Raw genomic sequence first — 19,473 nt, 5'->3', positions numbered from 1 at the left:
GATTCACCGCGCGCGCCGCGCCTTCGCTTCGGCTTCCGCCCAGGCTTTCTGCGCCGGAGTCTGCATGGACTGGCCGTTTCCGGAGACCGCTCCCATGCCCCCGGCACGCCAGGCATGGGTGAGCGCCAGCGCAAGGGCGTCAGCGGCGTCCGCCGGCTTGGGTGGCGCGTCAAGCCGCAGGATCTTGGTAACCAGCTTGGTGACGGCGTCCTTGTTCGCACTGCCGCTGCCTGTCACGGCCGCCTTGACCTCCGAAGGAGTATGCAGGGCTACGGGGATGCCGCGCCGGGCCGCAGCTGCTATGACCACGCCGGAGGCCTGGGCCACTCCCATGACCGTACTGACGTTCATCTGCGAGAACACCCGTTCCACAGCCACCACGTCCGGCTCGTGGAGGTCCAGCCATTCGTCGATCGCCTGGGCAATCACCAGCAGGCGCCGGTCGAGGGTCAGCGCGGCGGAGGTGCCCACCACACCCACGGCCACCATGGTGGCGCGACGGTTCCGCTCGATGTCCACCACGCCTATGCCGCAACGGGTAAGGCCCGGATCGACTCCCAATACGCGAAGAGTCAAATCCGGGCCTTCCTTTGTGAATGAATACGCTGCAGCCTCGTAACGCCGACTCAGTCGGCGTCGAGCGCCGCCTGTACTTCCTCGCTGAGATCAGCGTTGCTGTAGACGTTCTGGACGTCGTCCAGGTCCTCCAGCGCGTCAACGAGCTTCATGAACTTCTTGGCGCCGTCGATGTCCAGGTCCACCTGCATTGACGGAACGAATTCAGCTTCGTCCGACTCGTATTCGATGCCGGCTTCCTTCAGGGCGTCACGGATGGCCTGGAGGTCGGACGGCTCGGAGTGGATCTCCCAGTTGTCTCCGCTGTCCTTGACTTCTTCGGCACCGGCTTCGAGGACCGCCATCAGGATGTCGTCTTCGCTAAGCCCGTTCTTGGGCAGGACCACGACGCCCTTGCGGGTGAACAGGTAGCTGACGGAACCGGGATCGGCGATGGTGCCTCCGTTCCGGGAGATCGCGAGCCGCACCTCGGAGGCTGCCCGGTTCTTGTTGTCCGTCAAACATTCGATCAGGAGGGCCGAACCCTGGGGGCCACGGGCTTCGTACATGATCTCGGTGTAGTCCACCACTTCGCCGGTGAGGCCGGCGCCGCGCTTGATGGCGCGGTCGATGTTGTCGTTGGGCACCGAGGTCTTCTTAGCCTTGGTGACGGCCAGTTCAAGGCCTGGGTTGCCGGCGAGGTCGGGTCCGCCCATGCGCGCTGCGACTTCGATGTTCTTGATCAGCTTGGCGAACGACTTTGCACGGCGGGCGTCGATGACGGCTTTCTTGTGCTTGGTGGTCGCCCATTTGGAGTGGCCTGACATGCTTTACGCTTCTCCTCTGATCATTCGAATAAAGAGTTCATGCACGCGCTTCTCGCCTGTCACTTCCGGATGGAAGGAGGTGGCCAACAGCTGGCCCGAGCGCACTGCAACAATTCTAGCCAATCCATGCAAAGTGGCCGTGTGGCTTGCATGGTCCGGATCAACCTGGGCAAGGACTTCAACGTCCGGCCCTACCCGTTCCACCCAAGGACCACGGATGAAAACCGCGTGGACCGGATCGACGCCGGACTCGCCTGCGCTGAAGTCCAGGCCCTTGAAATCAAGATCGGTCTCAAAGGATTCACGTTGGCGCCCGAACGCGTTGCGGCGGACGGTGATGTCCAGTCCCCCGAACGTCTGCTGCGGGTTGCCGTCCAGGTCAGTTGCCGGGTCAGCGATCTCGTTCGCCAGGAGGATCATTCCCGCGCAGGAACCGTAGACGGGCAGGCCTTCCTGGATGCGCTTGCGCAAAGGCTCCGCCACCTCAAAGATCCGCGCGAGCTTGTCGATCGTTGTGGACTCCCCGCCGGGAATGATCAGGCCGTCAATGTGGTCGAGTTCCGCGGGGCGACGGATCCCCACGCCGGAGGCACCTGCGGCTTCCACGGCATGGATGTGCTCCCGGAAGTCGCCCTGGAGCGCCAGCACGCCGATCCGGAGTCCTGCACCCACGCGCGAAGAAGCGTCGGAAAGGGATTTGGTCATCAAACCATCATAGTGGGCGCGCGGGGACTGACCGGCCACGGGCCGGGCCTGATGCCCTGACTGGGATATATTACAGAGCATGTTTTCCTACAGCGTCCCCCTCGGCAAGCTGGTCCGCGGACTGTCCAGGCTACGCGGCGGAGGCTCGGCATTTCCTGGCCTGGTGGTCGAGAAGATCGACCCCGGCTTCATGCAGCGGACCCTGGCTTCCCTGCCCCACGGGGTAGCGGTTGTGAGCGGCACGAACGGAAAGACGACCACCACCAAAATGGTGGTGGAACTCCTCGAAAGCCAAGGTCTGAAGGTCTTCACCAACCGCAGTGGCAGCAACTTCACCCGCGGCGTGGCCGCGTCGTTGCTGGGGGACGTCGATTGGCGCGGAAAACTCGACGCCGATGTAGCTGTCCTGGAGCTGGACGAGGCACATGCGGTCCACTTCGTGAACAAGGTGTCCCCGCGCTACAGCCTGCTCCTCAACGTCCTCCGCGACCAGCTCGACCGTTTTGGCGAAATCGACAAAACAGCCCGTTTGCTCGAACACATTGCCGCCAAGACCACGGACACAGTGGTCCTGAACCGCGAGGACCCCCGGGTTGCCCGGATCTCCAACACGCTCCTTAGCCCGGACGCGGTCAACCATCCCGCCATCCGCTATTTCGGTCTCGACGAATCATTGCGCAGCACTTTCCCGAACGACGACGAGATGCGCACCGCCACCGGCACGGCCTCTCCCGGTACCACCCCTGCCGGTGACGTGCCCGCCGTCCCTGAGGCCGACGTCGTACTCCGCCGCGTGGGAGCCGAAGACGCAGACTTTGAGTTCGACGGCGAAACCGTCACCACCCATATGCGGCTGCGCGGCGTGTACAACATCTTCAACGCCGCCGCCGCGCTTTCCCTGGCCCGGTCAATCCTGGGCACCGGCCCCGTGGATACCCCCAAGCTGGTAAAGGCCCTCGGTGAGGTGGCACCTGCCTTCGGCCGTGGTGAAAGCCTCACGGTGGATGGCCAACCCTTGGAACTGGTGCTGGTGAAGAATCCCAGCGGATTCCGGTTGGGGCTCAAATCCTTCCCGGCCGGCGGCTACGCCACCATGATTGCCATCAATGACAACTACGCCGATGGCAGGGACATGTCCTGGCTGTGGGACGTCGAGTTCGAGTCCCTTCGCGGGAACGGCGTGGAGGTCCTGACGGGTGTGCGCGCCTACGATATGGCCCTGCGCCTGCAGTACGACGAAGTTCCGTTCGGCGCCGTCGAAACGGATATCACGGCAGCACTGCGTACCTTCATTGATGGTTCCCGAGGAAAGCCCAAGCGCATCTTCTGCACCTACACTGCCATGCTCGCCATCCGCCGCGAGTTGGCCAAAATCACCATTGTTGAGGCGGTCTCATGACCTCGGAAACCGAGCACACCGAACAAGTCCGGGAAACCCCGCAAAGCAAGGGAACCCTGCGGGTCCTGCAGCTATATCCCAAGGACATGAACATCTACGGCGACTGGGGCAACGCACTGGTCCTGCAGCAGCGCATCAAATGGCACGGATACACCCCGGAGTTGCTTGAATACAACGTTGGCGATGCCTTCCCCGAGGACGTCGACATCATTGTGGGCGGCGGGGGCCAGGACAGCGGCCAGCTCGTGATCCAGGACGACCTCCAGACCCGGGCCGACCTCCTTCGCGGACTGGCGGACGACGGCGCACCCATGCTGGTCATCTGCGGGCTGTACCAGCTGTTCGGAAAGTTCTTCAAGACCAGCGCCGGGCCGGTGATTCCGGGAATCGGAATCCTCGATGTCGAAACACACGGTACCGACGAGCGCTTGATCGGCAATGTCGCGCTCAAGTCCGCCGAGTTCGGCGAAGTGCTGGGATACGAGAACCACAGCGGCCAAACCACCCTGGGACCGGGCGTCGAACCGCTCGGCACCGTGACCAAGGGTGCCGGCAACAACAGCAAGGACGGCCACGAGGGGGCCCGCTACAGGAACGTGGTGGCCAGCTACCTCCATGGCTCGCTGCTGCCCAAGAACCCGGCCATCGCCGACTTCCTGATCAAGACCGCCGCGGAGCGCAAGTTCGGCACCTTCGTTCCCGGGGCGCCCGACGACGACTACGCCCGGCTCGCGCGCGAACACGCTGCACGCAGGCCGCGCTAGAGGCTATTTGTCCTTGGTGATGAGCAGTTCATGGGCGCCTGCCGCGGCGGCGCCCATGGACTCCACTACCGCTTGGGTGCGCTGGTGTGTTTGGGCATCCGCGGCCGGTGAAGCACATACACCTTGCGGGGCGTCGCTTGCCACCGAGCACCAGCGGTAAGGGTCCCGGACGATCACGGACGGCGCCCAGGCAAGGTCCGAGGCCCTCCAAGCGCCGGCGCTGTTTTGGCTGAATTGTGCCCGCACCAGCAAGCCCTCGTTGTTGACGACGTACCAGGGTGACAACTCAGTGATCCCGTTGCCGAGCCCGTAGACGATCCAGGTGCCTTTGTAATTCTCGATGGGCAGCACTGAGTGCGTGTGATGACCGTAAACCATGGTGAACTGGCCGCTGTCCACCAAGGCATGGGCCACGTCCTGTTGCTGCGCGTTGGGTTCGCTCGCATACTCGTCGCCTGCATGCATGACTCCCAGGACAATGTCGGCGCCCAAGGCACGGGCCCGGATCGCCTTGGCAATCATGACCGCCGGATCGAGTTCGTCCACCAACCAGGGGTACTCCGGAACCTGCCCGTTGTGGCCGTACGTCCCTTCTATGACCGCCACGGAGGCCGCCGGGGTTTTCAGCATCAGGATTTCCTTTGATTCCGCTTCCGTGCGATACGATCCCGTGTGCTTCAAACCGGCGGCGTCCAGCGCGTCCAGCGTGCGCAGGAGGCCTTCAGTCCCGCGGTCGATGGTGTGGTTGCTCGCGGTGGTGCAGGCCTGGTACCCGACTTCCTTGGACGCCGTGATGATCTGTGGCGGCACGTTGAAGGACGGGTAGGCCGAGAACGGCCCCTCGGGGTTGGCCACTGGGGTTTCCTGATGGCAAATTGCAAGGTCGCTTGAGCCGATGTAGCGGCGCTGTCCTTCCAGGAGTGGCACAAAGTTGTAACCGGGCCGGCCGGCAGCAGCAGCATCTGCGCGGGCCTGTTGCCATAGTTGGGTGTGGACCAGCATGTCGCCCGTGATGGTGATCGATGTACAGCGGAGCTCGGGGCAAGCCGGCCCCTTCCCCGGAGTGGGGATGGGCGTGGGAGTGGGAACCGGTGCCGCCGGGACGGGTACAGCAGCCGAACTGCCAGTGTTCCTTGCGTCGGTTTCCGCGATGACCCCACAGCCGCCGAGAAGCAGGAGCAGGCCGCTTGCTGTCGCGACAGCGCGGAGCCCGGCCGCGGACAAGCGACGCCTCAGAGGTGTGACCTTCCCCATAGGCCCATCCTAAGGGCGTGCTTTCCAGGAATGGGGCGTGCCTGCCTTGATGACACGAAGTTGAAGTGAAAGAGTCACTTCATGACCAATCCCCTGTTCGGCCCCAGCCCGTTGCCTTTCGGCTTACCGCCCTTCGCAAGCCTCACCACCGAGCACTACCGGGAGGCTGTCGAGGCAGGGATATCGGAGCATCTGGACGAGCTGGCCCGGATTGCGGCAAATCCCGAAGCCGCTACCTTCGTCAACACGGCTGTGGCCATGGAACAATCGGGGCAACTGTTGGACAGGGCCACAGCTTCCTTCTTCACGCTGGTCTCCGCTGATGCGAGCGAAGCCATCCGGGCGTTGGAGACGGACCTTTCGCCCAAACTCGCTGCCCACCAGGACGCTGTCTACTTGAACCGCAAACTCTACGAACGGTTCAAATCCATCGATCCGTCCGGGCTCGATGCCCAATCGGCTCGCCTCGTCGAGGAATATCTCAAGGAGTTCAGGCAGTCCGGCATACAGCTCGACGACACCGCCCAGTCCCGGATCCGGGAGATCAATGCGGAACTGTCCCGCCTGGGCACCGAATTCGGGCAACGGGCCAAGGAAGCTACAAAGTCCGCTGCGCTGTTGATGGACGACGTCGCGGACCTGGCAGGTCTCAGCGCGTCCGACATTGCTGCCGCAGCCGAGGCGGCAACCACGGCGGGCCAAGAAGGCAAGTACCTGCTGACCCTCATCCAGCCGGGCAACCAGCCGGCGTTGGCCTCGCTGGAGAACCGGGTCGTCCGCCGTCGCCTCCTCGAAGCGTCATTGGCAAGGGGCACGGCCGGCGGCCCCTTGGATGTCCGGCCGCTGATTCTGGAAACCGTGCGGCTCCGGGCCGAAAAGGCTGCGCTGCTGGGCTTCGACAACTTCGCTGAACTCGTTGTGGACCAGCAAACGGCGCCGGACTTCGCCGCTGTGCAGGATATGCTCGGCAGTTTGGCTCCGCCCGCGCTGCGGAACGCCCAGGCCGAAGCCGAAGCCTTGGCCAAGGAAGCCGGACACCGCTTGGAACCGTGGGACTGGGCCTACTTCTCGGCACGCGTACGGAAGGAGCGGTACCAGGTGGACGAACAAGCGATCCGCCCCTACTTCGAGCTGGAGTCCGTGCTGGTGAACGGCGTCTTCCATGCAGCGAACAAACTTTACGGCATCACTTTCCACGAACGGAAAGATCTCCAGGGCTATCACCCGGATGTCCGGATCTGGGAGGTCCGTAACGAGGACGGAGACAGTTTGGGCCTGTTCCTCGGTGACTACTTCACCAGGCCTTCCAAGCGCGGGGGCGCATGGATGAACTCCCTGGTGGAGCAGTCACGCCTCCTCGGCAACAAGGCCGTGGTGATCAACAACTTGAACATTTCCAAGCCTGCCCCGGGCGAACCGGCTTTCCTTTCCCTTGACGAGGTCCGGACGGTGTTCCACGAGTTCGGGCATGCCCTGCACGGACTGTTCTCTGACGTGTCCTATCCCCGGTTTTCCGGGACCTCGGTTCCCCGCGACTTTGTGGAGTATCCATCGCAGGTCAATGAAATGTGGATCATGTGGCCGGAAGTCCTGGCCAACTATGCCAAGCACCACTCCACCGGGAAGCCATTGCCGCAGGACGTCGTCCAAAAGCTCAATGACTCACAGTTGTGGGGTGAGGGATTCGCCACCACGGAGTACCTGGGCGCGGCCCTGCTGGATGTGGCCTGGCATGTCCTTGGCCAGGACAGCATCCCGGCTGACGTCACGTCCTTCGAGGCACAAGCCCTGGCGGATGCCGGCATCGGCCACCCTTTGATCCCGCCGCGTTACCGAAGCGGCTATTTCCAGCACATCTTTGCCGGTGCCGGATACGCAGCTGGCTACTACTCCTACATCTGGAGCGAGGTCCTGGACGCCGACACCGTGGAGTGGTTCAAGGAAAACGGCGGACTGACCCGGGCAAACGGAGACGTCTTCCGCTCCGAGCTGTTGTCCAAGGGCAACAGCCGGGATCCGCTGGAGTCGTTCAGGTCATTCCGAGGCCGTGACGCACGGTTGGCGCCGCTCCTGAAGCGCCGGGGCCTCGATTAGGAACGGCGCGGGTTAAACGACGACGCCGGATGGCCACCTTGTTCACGGCGACCATCCGGCGTCATTGGATGCTTTTACCAGCCGCGCTCTGCGAGGCGGTGGGGTTCGGGGATTTCGTCGACGTTGATGCCGACCATCGCTTCACCCAGGCCGCGGGAGACCTTGGCGATGACGTCGGGATCGTCGTGGAAGGTGGTGGCCTTGACGACTGCGGCGGCGCGCTGGGCCGGGTTGCCGGACTTGAAGATACCCGAACCGACAAACACACCATCGGCACCGAGCTGCATCATCATCGCAGCATCAGCCGGGGTCGCGATGCCACCGGCAGTGAACAACACCACCGGAAGCTTACCCGTCGCGGCAACTTCCTTGACCAGCTCATACGGGGCCTGCAGCTCCTTCGCCGCAACGTACAGCTCGTCCTCGGGCAGCGAGGAGAGCTTGGCGATCTCGGCGCGGATCTTGCGCATGTGACCGGTCGCGTTGGACACATCACCGGTACCGGCCTCGCCCTTGGAACGGATCATCGCAGCGCCCTCGTTGATACGGCGCAAAGCCTCACCCAGGTTCGTGGCACCACACACGAAAGGAACGGTGAAGTTCCACTTGTCGATGTGGTTGATGTAGTCCGCCGGAGTCAGGACCTCGGACTCATCGATGTAGTCCACACCCAAGGACTGCAGCACCTGGGCCTCGACAAAGTGGCCGATACGGGCCTTGGCCATCACCGGGATGGACACCGCGGCAATGATCTGATCAATCATGTCCGGATCGGACATGCGGGACACGCCACCCTGGGCGCGGATATCAGCCGGCACACGCTCCAGCGCCATGACAGCCACGGCACCGGCATCCTCGGCGATGCGGGCCTGCTCGACGTTAACGACATCCATGATGACGCCGCCCTTGAGCATCTCCGCCATGCCCCGCTTAACGCGGCTGCTGCCCGTGACGCTGTTCGCGGACGAACCGGCTTCGTTGCTTACATCTGGTGTAGACACAAAAACCCCTATGGGTAGATAAACGACCTTCTAACCGGCAGCACGCACAGCAGAGGACCGCATTCAGCGCACACCGGGTTTTCAGGTCAAGGTGACCAAGTACTAGTAATAGTAGTCGCACCCGGCGGGGTGGATGTACTTGTATTACCGGCCCACGGACCCGCAAAAGCCGCTATTGCAGGTCACCTGCACAATCGCCCCGTGCAAGGTCTGGTCAGATGCCAGTTCCCTTGGCCCCAGTCAGCGCTTGGCGGTGCACGGTGGCCATCCGCTGGATCACAGTGACCACGCTCGCTATGGCCAGGAGGACGAGCGTGGCAAAGAGGACTACGGGCGGGAGTCCGAGCCCCGTGAGGCCCGTGACCAGCAGGACGGACGCCAGCCTTTCGGCCCGTTCTGCGATGCCGACGCTGGCGTGGTACCCCAACGACTCGGCCTTGGCGCGGGCATAGGAAACCACCATGCCGAGGACCAGGCAAACCACGGCCGCTGCCGCGATCGCCGAGTCCCTCCCGCCGGTGAAGAACCAGATGGTGATGCCGGCAAAGATGGCCCCGTCCGCCAAGCGGTCGAGAGTGGAATCAAGGAAGTTCCCCCAGCCGCCACTGCGCTCCTGGAGCCTTGCCATAATGCCGTCCACAACATCGGAAAACGCAAAGACAGCGATCACCACAGAGCCCCACCACAGGTGGCCCAGGGGATAGAGGACCAGCCCGCCGAAGATCACTCCGGCGGTCCCCACGATCGTGACGGCGTCCGGAGAAACGCCTAGTTTGAGGAGCCAACGTGCAAGGGGTGTGAAGAGGGACGTGAAAAAGCCGCGGGCGTGCCTATTCAGCATTCGACTCCCCTGGCCAGGCTTCAGCCACCAACTTGCGGACCTCGTCCAGCGTCTGCGTGATGGCCTTGGTCTGGGCGATGATCGGGAAGAAGTTCCCGTCCCCACCCCAACGCGGCACAACGTGCTGGTGAAGGTGCGCCGCTATCCCTGCACCGCCGGTGACCCCCTGGTTCATCCCAAGGTTGAAACCGCTGGGATTCGATACCTTCCGCAGCACTCGCATCGCTGTTTGGGTCAGGTCCGCGAACTCGGCGGTCTCCTCAACAGTGATGTCCGTGTAGTCGGGAACGTGCCGGTAGGGACAAATGAGCAAATGTCCCGGGTTGTAAGGAAACAGGTTGAGCACCACGTAGCAGGTCTTGCCGCGGTGGACGATGAGTGATTCCTCGTCCGTCCGGGATGGACCGACGCAGAACGGGCAGTCATCCTTGTTCTTGAACTGGTCCTGGCCGCCCTTGATGTAGGCCATGCGGTGCGGAGTCCACAGGCGCTGAAAAGCGTCGGGAACGCCGGCGAGGCCGAAGTCGTCGGTTACTTCGGTATCGCCCTGATAGTCAGCGCCTGTGTTCTCCTGCACCGTGGGATTTCCGTTCCGTCAGTTCTCTCGGTTCTTGACTGCGTCCACGATCCTGCGAATTGCTTCGGAGACCGGCACGCCGTTGTCCTGGCTGCCGTCGCGGAAGCGGAAGGAAACGGCCCCGGCCTCGGCGTCTTCGCCTCCTGCGATCAGGACGAAGGGAATCTTGTCCTTGCTGGCGGTGCGGATCTTCTTGGGGAAGCGGTCCGAAGAGATATCCACCTCGGCCCGGATGCCGGCCGCCTTGAGCTGGTCAACGACGTCGAACATGTAATCGTTGAAGGCTTCGGCGACGGGAATACCGACCACCTGGACCGGTGCCAGCCATGCCGGGAAGGCACCGGCGTAGTGCTCCGTGAGCACGCCCATGAAGCGCTCCACCGAACCGAAGAGGGCTCGGTGGATCATGACCGGGCGCTGGCGCGTGCCGTCTGCGGCCTGGTACTCGAGCTCGAACCGTTCAGGCAGGTTGAAGTCAAGCTGGATGGTGGACATCTGCCAGGTACGGCCCAGGGCATCCTTCGCCTGCACGGAGATCTTGGGACCGTAAAAAGCCGCTCCACCCGGATCCGGAACCAGTTCCAGGCCGGACGCCTCCGCCACCTCGGCAAGGGTGCGGGTGGCTTCCTCCCAGGTAGCGTCGTCGCCGACGAACTTTTCCTCGTTCTTGGTGGAAAGCTCCAGGTAGAAGTCATCCAGGCCGTAGTCCTTCAGGAGGCCAAGGACGAAGTTCAGCGTGGTGGTCAGCTCGTCCTTCATCTGCTCGCGGGTGCAGTAGATGTGGGCGTCGTCCTGTGTCATGCCACGGACACGGGTCAAGCCGTGTACCACGCCGGACTTCTCGTACCGGTAGACGGAGCCGAACTCGAACAACCGCAGGGGCAGTTCGCGGTATGAGCGGCCACGCGAACGGAAGATCAGGTTGTGCATGGGGCAGTTCATCGGCTTCAGGTAGTAGTCCTGGGCCGGCTTGCGCACGGTGCCGTCCGGGTTGAGTTCGGCGTCCACCTGCATCGCCGGGAACATGCCGTCCTTGTACCAGTCAAGGTGGCCCGAGACCTCGTAGAGGTGGCCCTTGGTGATGTGGGGGGTGTAGACGAACTCGTAGCCTGCATCCACGTGACGCTGCCGCGAGTAGTCCTCCATCTCCTTGCGGATGATGCCACCCTTGGGGTGGAACACGGGGAGGCCCGAACCAAGCTCATCAGGGAAGGAGAAGAGGTCCAGCTCGACACCGAGCTTTCGGTGGTCGCGGCGCTCTGCCTCGGCGATGCGCTCCTGGTAGGCCTTGAGTGCTTCCTTGGTGGGCCATGCAGTTCCGTAAATGCGCTGCAGCTGCTGGTTGTTTTGGTTGCCCAGCCAGTAGGCGGACGACGAACGGGTCAACGCGAAGGCGTTGGAGATGATCTTGGTGTTGGGCAGGTGGGGGCCACGGCAAAGATCGCACCAGACGCTGTCACCGCTCTTGCGGTCCACATTGTCGTAGATAGTGATGTCGCCGGCGCCGACCTCCACGTTGACACCTTCGGCGGCGTCTGCGGCATCGTTTTTCTTGCCGAGCAATTCGAGCTTGTACGGCTCGTTGGCCATGGCCTGGCGGGCTTCTTCTTCGGTGACCACCCGGCGGACGAACTTCTGGTTCTGGTTGATGATCTTCTGCATCATCTTTTCCAGCTGGCGCAGGTCTTCCGGGGTGAACGGTTCGGCGACGTCGAAGTCGAAATAGAAACCGTCGGTGATGTACGGACCGATGCCCAGCTTGGCGTCCGGGCGTAGCTGCTGCACCGCCTGGGCCATGACGTGGGCCGTGGAGTGGCGGAGGACGTTGAGTCCGTCCGGCGATTCAATGGTGACGCCCTCAATGTTCGCACCGTCGGCGAGGGGCTGGTCAAGGTCCTTGAGCACGCCGTCAACACGGGCCACAACGACGTCGCGGCGCTCGAAGAAGAGTTCCGCGCCGGTTGTCCCCTCCGTCACCTTGGTCTCTTCGCCATCGACGATGAGGGTGATCTGTTGGGCATCTGACACGGGTGTCTCCTATTCATAGTGAAGGCTTCATAGCTTGTGGCGTACGGGGACCACAGCCAGCCACCGTCAATCGTATCCGTTCCCGCGGGGGCGGCCAAAGCAGCGCGCCGGGTCCGGAACCGGCCGGGAGCTCAGCTACCCAGGCCCGTAATGGCAAGGTTCCGGCTGATCCCGCTAAGCGGCCCGGCCTGGGCCATGTGGTCGGGAATGACGACGCCGGGAGGCAGGATTTCAGCGTAAGGCAGGGTTTCGGTACGGCTGAGGTCCCAGGCCTTGCTCGCGCTGAGGCTGATTCCTTTGGGGCCGGTCCTGCGGGTTGTTCCCCGGATCAGCAGAAGGCGTGTGCCGAACAGCAGGGAACCTGATTCTTCCTGCGCTTCGTGGAAGAAGACGCTGTCCACGCAGCCGGTGCCGTCGTCGATGCTAATGAATACCACCCTGCGCCCGCCACGCATGGGTGGCGTCTGTGTTGCCACCCGCACTCCGGCAACCAGGACTTCCGTGCCGTTGCGGAGACCAAGGAGCTTATCTGCCGTGGTGACACCCAAGCTGTCCAACAGAGGCCGGTGGCTTTCCATGAGGTGTTCACTGACATCCATTGCCATGAGGTCCAGTTCAGCCCTGACGGTTTCCACTCTGGTCGGTTCAGGCAGATTGGGGGCAAGGTTCCGCAGCTCAACATCACCGATCGGCAACGACAACTGGCCATCCACCACATCGACGGCTTTCCTGGCCGGTGAATTCTGCATCGCTTGGAGATGCTGGACCAGGTCAGCCCTGTTCGCTTTCCCTCCGGAATCCTGATGCAGGCGGTCAAAAGCGCCAAGCTGGGCAAGCCTTTTGATATTTGGCTTGCTGACCCTGGCCCTGGCCCTGAGATCGGCGAGGGAATCAAAGGGTTGGCCGGCAACGATCCGTTTGAGTTCCGCCCCGGATAACCCATAGATTCCGTTCAGGCTCAACCGGATTCCCAACTTTCCGCGGTCAAGCCCCTCTGCGATCTTTTCCACCCGGTATTCGGCCTGGCTTCTGTTGATATCCAAGGGAAGGATGGGTATGCCCAGCCTGCGCGCCTCAGCCACAAGCAACCTTTTGGGGTACATTCCAGGATCGTGTTCCCACAGCCCAGCCAGGAAGGCCTCCGGATGGTGGGCTTTCAGCCAAGCGGATTGGTAGGTGGGAACAGCGAAGGCAGCACCGTGGGCTTTGCAGAAACCAAAGCTGCCGAAGGCTTTCAGTGTCCCCCAGACCTTGTCCACCACCTCGGGTGAATACTTCTTGATGGCTTCTTTGCGGAAGTACGCCTCCACACCGGGTTCCCGGGCTTCGTCACCCAAAGCCCTCCGGAATTCATCGGCCTTGGCCAGCCCGCACCCGGTCATGACGTTGAAGGTCTTCAGGATCTGCTCATGGAAGACGGTCACTCCATGGGTTTCCTCCAGGACGGGCTTAAGGTCCGGGTGGGGATAGATCTCAGGAGCAAATCCATGCCTGTGCTCCAGGAACGGCCTGACCATGTCCGACTTCATGGGTCCGGGCCTGAAGAGTGAGATATCGATGATGAGATCGTTGAACTCCCGCGGCGCCATCTTGCCGATCAGCTCGCGCTGGCCGGGCGACTCGATCTGGAAGCAACCGAGGGTGTGGGTGCTCCTGATCAGTTCGAATGTTGCTTCGTCATCGAAGGGCACAGCGTTCAGGTCAATCCGCCCCTCCTCGTTGATGTAGCCAGGTCCCGCTCCCCCCGGTCCCGCAGGATGTCCGCCTGCTTCCACCACCTCGGCCTTGCTTGGATGGAGCCGGATGACCTCGCGCACGGCAAATGCCATGGCACTTTGCATCCGCACTCCCAGGACATCCAGCTTCAGCATTCCCATGGGGTCCATGTCGTGCTTGTCGAACTGGCTCATGGGAAGGCCCAAGCCGCTCGGTTGTACAGGCGTCCTGTCCAAGAGTGTGGCGTCCCCCAGGATGACTCCGCAAGGATGCATGGAGATATGCCGCGGCAAGCGGTCCAGACGCTCAGTGAGGTCAACCAACAGGTCCAGCTGCTGGCTCTCCCCCATCCGGTCCCTGCCCGTTTCAACACGTTGGGCGAAGTCGCGGAGCTCCGGTTTCTCCACCAGCGCCTCGCGGAACTTCCGGGCAGAGAAGCGCCATAACTGTTTGGCGATCTCGCCGATTTCGCCTTCATCCATCCCCAAGGCCAACCCTGCATCACGGACGGCACCCCTGGCACGGTAGCCGTTCTGCATGCTCATGAGCGTGACCCGTTCGGCACCAAAACGGTCAAAAATCTTGCGGTAAACGTTGTGGCGTTCTGCGCTTTCGACGTCAATGTCGATATCCGGAAGGGTGGAGCGGTGGCCTGAGAGGAACCGCTCGAAAATGAGATCGTGCTTGAGGGGATCCACCTGGCTGATGTCGATGAGGTAATTGACCAGGCTTGAGGCCCCTGAGCCGCGTGCTGCTACCCGCACACCCATCTCCAGGATCATTTTTGATACTTCAGCCACCGTCAGGAAGTAGGAGGCGAAACCCAACCCCTTGATGATTTCCAGTTCGTGCTCCAACCGCGAGCGCATCACCTCATATTCTTTTCCTTTGATTCCGGGGAATCTTTTGGTGATACCTGCTTCGCAGCGTTGGGTCAGTTCGATCATTGGATGCTGGTTTATTCCGATGATCGAGGCTTCGGGGACAACAGGACGTTTCCAGCCCATGTCACTGACCGGGTCCATGCGGCATTTGTCAGCGAGCGCTTCTGTGTTGGACAGCAGTTTGGCCAGGTCTGCGGCTCCTTGCCCGCTTGAGGACATGATTTCCTTGCCGACTTCCAGCATGAGTTTGGCATTCTTCAGCCATCCCTGTCCTGTAGGTTGCAGGAGGCCTGTGGGTTGGAGCTGTCCTGAGGGTTGGAGGAGCGGTTGCTCCGACAGTTCCGGGAGTGACTTGAGGGTCCTGGCTGAGTCGAGGACGTCGGCTGTGGCTGCTCCGTCCTGGGCGCAGTAGCGTACGGCGTTGCTGAGAATGGCGGGGACGTTGTGTTCCAGGGCCAGTTTGAGCATCCGCACGGCATGGGCGGTGCTGAGTGGTTCGCCGGGTGCGCTGAGGTGGGAGACCACTTCGGCAACGATAGTGCCCTGTGGCATGACGTCCATCCATTGTTTGAAGAGGGTCCTGGGTCTGAGGTATTTCCTTCCACCCATGGCGCGGCCGACGTCCGAGTCCGGGCCGATGAGGACCGTCAGTACCGGCTTGAGGGTTTGGGGGTCCAGTGTCCTGGAGGCCAGTTCGGCTTTGGTGACTGCAACCGGCACCGTTCCGCCGGCTTTTCCCGATGTTCGGGCGTGGGCGTCTGAGACCAGGCGGCAGAGTGCCCGGTAGCCGGCTCCGTTGTTGTTGCCGTGGGCGAGTACGACGACGCGGCCCGCGACTTGGGTGCGGTGGTCGCCGTCGTCATCCAGGATGGCGAGGTCCACGCCGACGATGGGATCGATGCCTGCGTCCATGCATGCTTTGAGGTGTTTGACGGTGCCGTAGAGTCCGTCTCTGTCCGTGCAGGCGAGGGCGGTGGCGCCGTCGGAGGCTGCTGATTGGGCGAGTTCGTCGGGCCAGGACACTCCGTAGTGTGCGCTGAATGCGGTGGAGACGTGGAGGTGTGTGAAGCTCAAGGGTCAGGCGGCTTCCTCGGGTTCCACGGCGCGGCTTGGCGCGGCGTCGTGGATTCTCACCAGACGCCATCTGCCGCTTCCGATGTGGCGGACGACGTCCAGTGTTATGAGTTTGCCGGTATCCGGTCCTGACATTTCCTTGAGTTGGACACGCCAGATTTCGTGGTCCACCAGCCCTGCTCCTGTTCCCAAGGGGGCCCGGGTTTCTTCCGACCACCATTGCCGCCGTTCGTACCAGCGGACAGGATCGGCACATACCTGGTAGTCGTTGCCGCGCCAGTTGACCCTTTGGGGCGATCCTTCTTCCGTGCAGATGACGTCAATGGACTCACTGAACAGTCCCATTTGTACGCTCCTTACACCGCAACACACCGCAATCACTATTCGAAAGTATGTTCGAATAGTTCCAGTTTACGACGGCGGAGCGGCAAAACCTACTCCCGGGTTCCGGCCGCCGCAGGCTTTGCGGATAGCCGTTTTCCTACTTGACTCAGCAGGGCATCGCGTGCCGGTTGCATTGTTTCTGCGAGCGCTATCCGCCCCATGACGTAAGAAGCTGCTTTGAGCTGCTGGGTGGGCAGCACCCTTTTCCTGTTGTACCTGGCCAACGCTTCTCCCCTGGGGTGTTCGTTGAGGAGCTTTCCCAGGGTCACTGCATCCACCAGGGCTTCGCATGCGCCGCGGCCAAGGTTCGGCGTCATGGCGTGGGCTGCGTCGCCCAGCAAGGCAATGCCCTTTCGGGTGTATCTGCCGAGGGGCGGCATGGTCCAGATCCTTTGGGCGAGGGACGTCTCAGGGGCCGCTTGGGCGAGGACTTGGCGAACAGCCGGCGAATGGCCGGCGAAGGAGCGTCGGGTGAGTTCGAGCGCTTCTTCCACTTCCACCCTTTCCGGGCCGAGGTCGGTGCGGAAGGACGCATACCAGTTGGTGGCGGTCCCGGCAGGTGCGAGTCCGAAGAGGGTGCCCCTTCCCCAATACTCCCCTACCTCTTCCGGCTCCGGGTTGCCCGGGATCATTCCCCTGACCGCGAGGAAGGGAGTGGGCTTCGCGTCGAACCTTGGCCCCCATATTCTGCGGCGCACAGTGCTGTGGACGCCATCCGCGCCGACCACCAGTGCATCCTTCGGGGAAATTTCTTCCACCCTGCGGGTGACCCGCCCGACTGACGGAGGAACGGCCGAGTCGAGCAATTGCAGGAGGTTGGCGCGGGATATGCCCATGAGCCCCTCCCCTTGGAGTGAGAGCAAGGGCACTCCCGAAGGGCCGCGCAGGGCACCGGAAGTGAGGCGGGATCCCCGTTCCTCCAAGGCCCCAAGGAGTCCCAGTTCTCCGAGCGCATTCCTGGCATCGGCCCACATGGCCAGCGTGGTTCCAACCGCGGGGAGTTCAGGGCGCTGTTCGTGGATCACTACTTCGAATTTCGCGGGGTCGAGCCTTGCTGCGAGCGCCAGGCCGGAGATCCCGCCGCCCACGATGTCCACTTTTTCCATGACCCAAGACTACTACTACATTTGTAGTGCAACCAGGGTGCGAAGCTAGAATTTCCACCATGCCTGACAGACGTACCCAACTGGCCGAAGCAGCCCTCGCCGTCGTCGCCTCCAAAGGCCTCAAAGGCCTGACCCACAGGGCTGTCGACGCCCAGGCCGGCGCGGCCCTTGGTACCACTTCCAACTACTTCCGCAGCAGGGCCGCACTGGTGGCTGCCGCCGTCGATCACGTCGAAGCGCGGGATGCGCAGCTGCTGCAGCAGCAAGGCAGCCAGGAACTTCCGACGTCGCTGGCTGAGTTGGCTGATCAGCTCGCCGGAGCGGTGCTTGCTTTGGCGCATGAACATGCCGACCTGACCCGTGCACGGTTCGCATTGGCGCTGGACCAGCCGGAGCTCGTGGCAGCCGGCCATGCACGCATGGTGGGAGGCCTCGAACACATCCTGGCATCCCTGGACGAATCCCACCCAAGGACGAAAGCCGAAGCCGTTGCCGACTATGGGGACGGCCTCGCCCTGCACCTGCTGACGGCTCGCCGCGGACAGGACCTGCAGCGCTCCACGGTCGCGGCAAATGTGCTGAAGCTGCTTCAAGGTTGATTCCCGGGGGTGGACGTCCGCGGGTCCGCAGAGCAGGATTGTGGCATGAGCACCCATGACGCACTCCTGAAGCAGGTCACCATCACCGCCACGGACAACAACCTCGTGGCGCGTTTCGAAATCGACGGCAACATCCCTGGTTCCGGCGCCTACGTCGTGGGACTGGTAGCAGCCAGTGAGGATTATTCCTCGCAGCGCAGGCTCGGCATCGAATTCATGAACGGGGAAGCGATCTCGTTCTACTCCTTCAACCATGCCCTGAGTACCGAAGAAAACTACGACATCAAAGGCGTGGAGCACTCAGGGAACGTCATCACTGGAAGCTTTCCCGCCTCCGCCATTCACGGGCTAGCCAAAGGCCATGTGATGACGGGATTCAGCGAGGCGGACGGCCGCGAATTCCAGTCCGGCGTGCCGGTCAGCGAAGACCTCTAGCTAGAACAGGCCCTCCACGGGCTCAATCAGTTCCGGGGAGTTGTTCCGCACATTGCCCACGGCAGCACCCACGGGGTCCAGTGTCCAATCCGCTGCGGCGTCGTGGGCCTTGGAACGGACCATGTCCACCAAGCCTTCTGCGTCCTTTTCGCGCGGATCCAGCCAGGCCTCCATGGTCTCCTTGCTCATAGGCAACGGAACCCGGTCGTGCAGCGCCGTGAGCTCGTCGAACACCGACGCGCTGCGCCTGGTCCGGGCCGACTCGGCCGTAGGTGTGTCAGCCGTGATGATGGACATGGACAACAACCACCGGGCAGGATCATCATCCGGCAGCGCCTGGTCCTTCCACCACTCATAAAGGCCGGCGAAAACCAGTCCGTGGCCGTTTCCGGGGTGGACGTAGTAGGGCTGTTTGTTCTTGCCCTCGCCTTTCTTCCACTCGTAGTACCCGTCTGCCGGAACCGCACAGCGCCGGGCGGCGGCGGCTTTGCGGAACGACGGTTTTTCCAGAAGCGTTTCGCTTCGGGCGTTGATCAAGCGGGCGCCACCTTTGGCATCCTTGGCCCATGACGGCACCAGGCCCCACTTGGCGACGTGCAACTGACGCTTGATGCCGTCATCAACGGCCCGCTCAAGCACGATCGGAACAGTATCTGTTGGCGCAACGTTCCACGACTTCTCAATGGCAATCTCGTTCTCCAGTTCCGCATCGAACTCAGCAAGGAGATCGCCCACGGCACGCGCCATCACATAACGTCCACACATGCCAAACAGTCTGCCCTGAAGCCGCCGAACACACCAGCAGGGATGTGACGTAACCCTGGATCGCTGCCCGCCGGGAATTATCAGGCCGCAGGTTACCGTTGATAGGAACGAAAACCATCCGAATCCAGACCAAGGAGACCTCTGTGGACTTCACACCCGACTCCGGCACCATCACCATGTTCTCCACCACTTGGTGCGGTTACTGCAACCGGCTGAAGAAGCAGCTCGACGCCAAGGGCATCGGCTACACCGAAATCAACATCGAAGAAGTCGAAGGCACGGCCGAACTCGTTGAGCAGCTCAACGGAGGTAACCGGACCGTTCCCACCGTCCTCTTCCCGGACGGCACCGCAGCCACCAACCCCTCCGCCTCCGAGGTCGAGAGCCGCCTCGCAGCATAGGGACCCCGCTTTCCCGGGCGTCCGCATAGACCACTCTGCGGCTCGCGGCGGCACATGGCCGTTG

General features: G+C 62.5%; 18 protein-coding genes. 6 read left to right on the top strand and 12 right to left on the bottom strand.

Features of this window, described 5'->3' with window-relative positions; all coding sequences use genetic code 11:
• Positions 1 to 3 precede the first annotated feature (3 nt).
• The 3 genes from ruvC to pdxT are packed head-to-tail and all read right to left on the bottom strand — an operon-like array spanning position 4 to position 2,087.
• Positions 4 to 576 carry a crossover junction endodeoxyribonuclease RuvC gene (ruvC, locus tag ACIPY2_RS03615; protein ID WP_400264981.1) on the bottom strand — a complete coding sequence of 191 codons (573 nt, stop codon included), beginning with the start codon at positions 574 to 576 and terminating at the stop codon, positions 4 to 6.
• A gap of 50 nt (positions 577 to 626) precedes the next feature.
• Positions 627 to 1,382: a YebC/PmpR family DNA-binding transcriptional regulator gene (locus ACIPY2_RS03610; protein WP_400264980.1), complete on the bottom strand. Its 756-nt coding sequence runs from the start codon at positions 1,380 to 1,382 to the stop codon at positions 627 to 629.
• A gap of 3 nt (positions 1,383 to 1,385) precedes the next feature.
• Positions 1,386 to 2,087, bottom strand: a complete 702-nt coding sequence (pdxT, locus tag ACIPY2_RS03605) for a pyridoxal 5'-phosphate synthase glutaminase subunit PdxT (protein WP_400264979.1) — start codon at positions 2,085 to 2,087, stop codon at positions 1,386 to 1,388.
• Between the two features lie 79 nt (positions 2,088 to 2,166).
• Between pdxT and ACIPY2_RS03600 the strand changes: the two genes are divergently transcribed.
• Together ACIPY2_RS03600 and ACIPY2_RS03595 are read left to right on the top strand one after the other, a co-directional pair.
• Positions 2,167 to 3,486, top strand: a complete 1,320-nt coding sequence (locus ACIPY2_RS03600; RefSeq protein WP_400264978.1) for a MurT ligase domain-containing protein — start codon at positions 2,167 to 2,169, stop codon at positions 3,484 to 3,486.
• Positions 3,483 to 4,250: a type 1 glutamine amidotransferase gene (locus tag ACIPY2_RS03595; protein ID WP_400264977.1), complete on the top strand. Its 768-nt coding sequence runs from the start codon at positions 3,483 to 3,485 to the stop codon at positions 4,248 to 4,250. Before ACIPY2_RS03600 ends, ACIPY2_RS03595 begins: the two co-directional genes overlap by 4 nt.
• Positions 4,251 to 4,253: 3 nt before the next feature.
• Here the strand turns inward: ACIPY2_RS03595 and ACIPY2_RS03590 are convergent, their stop codons facing one another.
• On the bottom strand, positions 4,254 to 5,504 hold the full coding sequence (locus ACIPY2_RS03590; RefSeq protein ID WP_400264976.1) for a CapA family protein: 1,251 nt from the start codon (positions 5,502 to 5,504) through the stop codon (positions 4,254 to 4,256).
• Positions 5,505 to 5,585: 81 nt separating this feature from the next.
• Here ACIPY2_RS03590 and ACIPY2_RS03585 point away from each other — a divergent pair, with 81 nt between their 5' ends.
• A complete protein-coding gene (locus ACIPY2_RS03585) occupies positions 5,586 to 7,598 on the top strand; it encodes a M3 family metallopeptidase (RefSeq protein ID WP_400264975.1) in 2,013 nt (670 codons plus the stop codon).
• A 74-nt stretch (positions 7,599 to 7,672) separates the two neighbouring features.
• On the opposite strand, the gene pdxS is transcribed toward ACIPY2_RS03585, so the two are convergent.
• The 7 genes from pdxS to ACIPY2_RS03550 form a co-directional block, all read right to left on the bottom strand.
• The gene (pdxS, locus tag ACIPY2_RS03580; RefSeq protein ID WP_364157705.1) at positions 7,673 to 8,599 is read right to left on the bottom strand and encodes a pyridoxal 5'-phosphate synthase lyase subunit PdxS; all 927 of its coding nucleotides are present in this window, start codon (positions 8,597 to 8,599) and stop codon (positions 7,673 to 7,675) included.
• Between the two features lie 214 nt (positions 8,600 to 8,813).
• On the bottom strand, positions 8,814 to 9,440 hold the full coding sequence (gene pgsA / locus ACIPY2_RS03575) for a phosphatidylinositol phosphate synthase (protein WP_400264974.1): 627 nt from the start codon (positions 9,438 to 9,440) through the stop codon (positions 8,814 to 8,816).
• Entirely contained in the window at positions 9,430 to 10,017 is a 588-nt protein-coding gene (locus ACIPY2_RS03570; RefSeq protein WP_400264973.1) for an HIT family protein, read from the bottom strand. The genes pgsA and ACIPY2_RS03570 overlap by 11 nt, the downstream gene beginning before the upstream one ends.
• Before the next feature lie 18 nt (positions 10,018 to 10,035).
• Positions 10,036 to 12,045 (bottom strand): threonine--tRNA ligase, encoded by a 2,010-nt coding sequence (gene thrS, locus ACIPY2_RS03565; RefSeq protein ID WP_400264972.1) that lies wholly within the window; start codon positions 12,043 to 12,045, stop codon positions 10,036 to 10,038.
• Between the two features lie 131 nt (positions 12,046 to 12,176).
• Complete coding sequence (locus ACIPY2_RS03560; RefSeq protein ID WP_400264971.1) at positions 12,177 to 15,719, bottom strand: DNA polymerase III subunit alpha; 3,543 nt, start codon at positions 15,717 to 15,719, stop codon at positions 12,177 to 12,179.
• 3 nt (positions 15,720 to 15,722) lie between these two features.
• A complete protein-coding gene (locus tag ACIPY2_RS03555) occupies positions 15,723 to 16,064 on the bottom strand; it encodes a DUF6504 family protein (protein ID WP_400264970.1) in 342 nt (113 codons plus the stop codon).
• 89 nt (positions 16,065 to 16,153) lie between these two features.
• Positions 16,154 to 17,209, bottom strand: coding sequence for an FAD-dependent monooxygenase (locus ACIPY2_RS03550; protein ID WP_400264969.1), 1,056 nt, complete (start codon positions 17,207 to 17,209; stop codon positions 16,154 to 16,156).
• Positions 17,210 to 17,268: 59 nt separating this feature from the next.
• On the opposite strand from ACIPY2_RS03550, the gene ACIPY2_RS03545 reads away from it, so the two are divergent.
• Together ACIPY2_RS03545 and ACIPY2_RS03540 are read left to right on the top strand one after the other, a co-directional pair.
• Positions 17,269 to 17,808 (top strand): TetR/AcrR family transcriptional regulator, encoded by a 540-nt coding sequence (locus tag ACIPY2_RS03545; RefSeq protein ID WP_400264968.1) that lies wholly within the window; start codon positions 17,269 to 17,271, stop codon positions 17,806 to 17,808.
• Between the two features lie 45 nt (positions 17,809 to 17,853).
• Positions 17,854 to 18,243 carry a hypothetical protein gene (locus ACIPY2_RS03540; protein ID WP_400264967.1) on the top strand — a complete coding sequence of 130 codons (390 nt, stop codon included), beginning with the start codon at positions 17,854 to 17,856 and terminating at the stop codon, positions 18,241 to 18,243.
• Here the strand turns inward: ACIPY2_RS03540 and ACIPY2_RS03535 are convergent, their stop codons facing one another.
• On the bottom strand, positions 18,244 to 19,008 hold the full coding sequence (locus ACIPY2_RS03535) for an SOS response-associated peptidase (RefSeq protein WP_400264966.1): 765 nt from the start codon (positions 19,006 to 19,008) through the stop codon (positions 18,244 to 18,246).
• Between the two features lie 143 nt (positions 19,009 to 19,151).
• On the opposite strand from ACIPY2_RS03535, the gene ACIPY2_RS03530 reads away from it, so the two are divergent.
• Positions 19,152 to 19,409, top strand: coding sequence for a mycoredoxin (locus ACIPY2_RS03530; RefSeq protein ID WP_167267035.1), 258 nt, complete (start codon positions 19,152 to 19,154; stop codon positions 19,407 to 19,409).
• The last annotated feature ends 64 nt before the right edge of the window (positions 19,410 to 19,473 follow it).

The sequence above is a fragment of the Paenarthrobacter sp. NPDC089675 genome (assembly GCF_044749185.1).
GTDB lineage: Bacteria > Actinomycetota > Actinomycetes > Actinomycetales > Micrococcaceae > Arthrobacter.
Note: the sequence above shows the minus strand (reverse complement) of the source record. Positions and strands in the feature narration are given on the sequence as shown.

Coding starts and splice junctions, on each gene's coding strand:
- ACIPY2_RS03610 (WP_400264980.1), bottom strand. CDS start 1,382: ATGTCAGGCCACTCCAAATGGGCGACCACCAAGCACAAGAAAGCCGTC.
- pdxT (WP_400264979.1), bottom strand. CDS start 2,087: ATGACCAAATCCCTTTCCGACGCTTCTTCGCGCGTGGGTGCAGGACTC.
- ACIPY2_RS03600 (WP_400264978.1), top strand. CDS start 2,167: ATGTTTTCCTACAGCGTCCCCCTCGGCAAGCTGGTCCGCGGACTGTCC.
- ACIPY2_RS03595 (WP_400264977.1), top strand. CDS start 3,483: ATGACCTCGGAAACCGAGCACACCGAACAAGTCCGGGAAACCCCGCAA.
- ACIPY2_RS03590 (WP_400264976.1), bottom strand. CDS start 5,504: ATGGGGAAGGTCACACCTCTGAGGCGTCGCTTGTCCGCGGCCGGGCTC.
- ACIPY2_RS03585 (WP_400264975.1), top strand. CDS start 5,586: ATGACCAATCCCCTGTTCGGCCCCAGCCCGTTGCCTTTCGGCTTACCG.
- pgsA (WP_400264974.1), bottom strand. CDS start 9,440: ATGCTGAATAGGCACGCCCGCGGCTTTTTCACGTCCCTCTTCACACCC.
- ACIPY2_RS03555 (WP_400264970.1), bottom strand. CDS start 16,064: ATGGGACTGTTCAGTGAGTCCATTGACGTCATCTGCACGGAAGAAGGA.
- ACIPY2_RS03550 (WP_400264969.1), bottom strand. CDS start 17,209: ATGGAAAAAGTGGACATCGTGGGCGGCGGGATCTCCGGCCTGGCGCTC.
- ACIPY2_RS03545 (WP_400264968.1), top strand. CDS start 17,269: ATGCCTGACAGACGTACCCAACTGGCCGAAGCAGCCCTCGCCGTCGTC.
- ACIPY2_RS03540 (WP_400264967.1), top strand. CDS start 17,854: ATGAGCACCCATGACGCACTCCTGAAGCAGGTCACCATCACCGCCACG.
- ACIPY2_RS03535 (WP_400264966.1), bottom strand. CDS start 19,008: ATGTGTGGACGTTATGTGATGGCGCGTGCCGTGGGCGATCTCCTTGCT.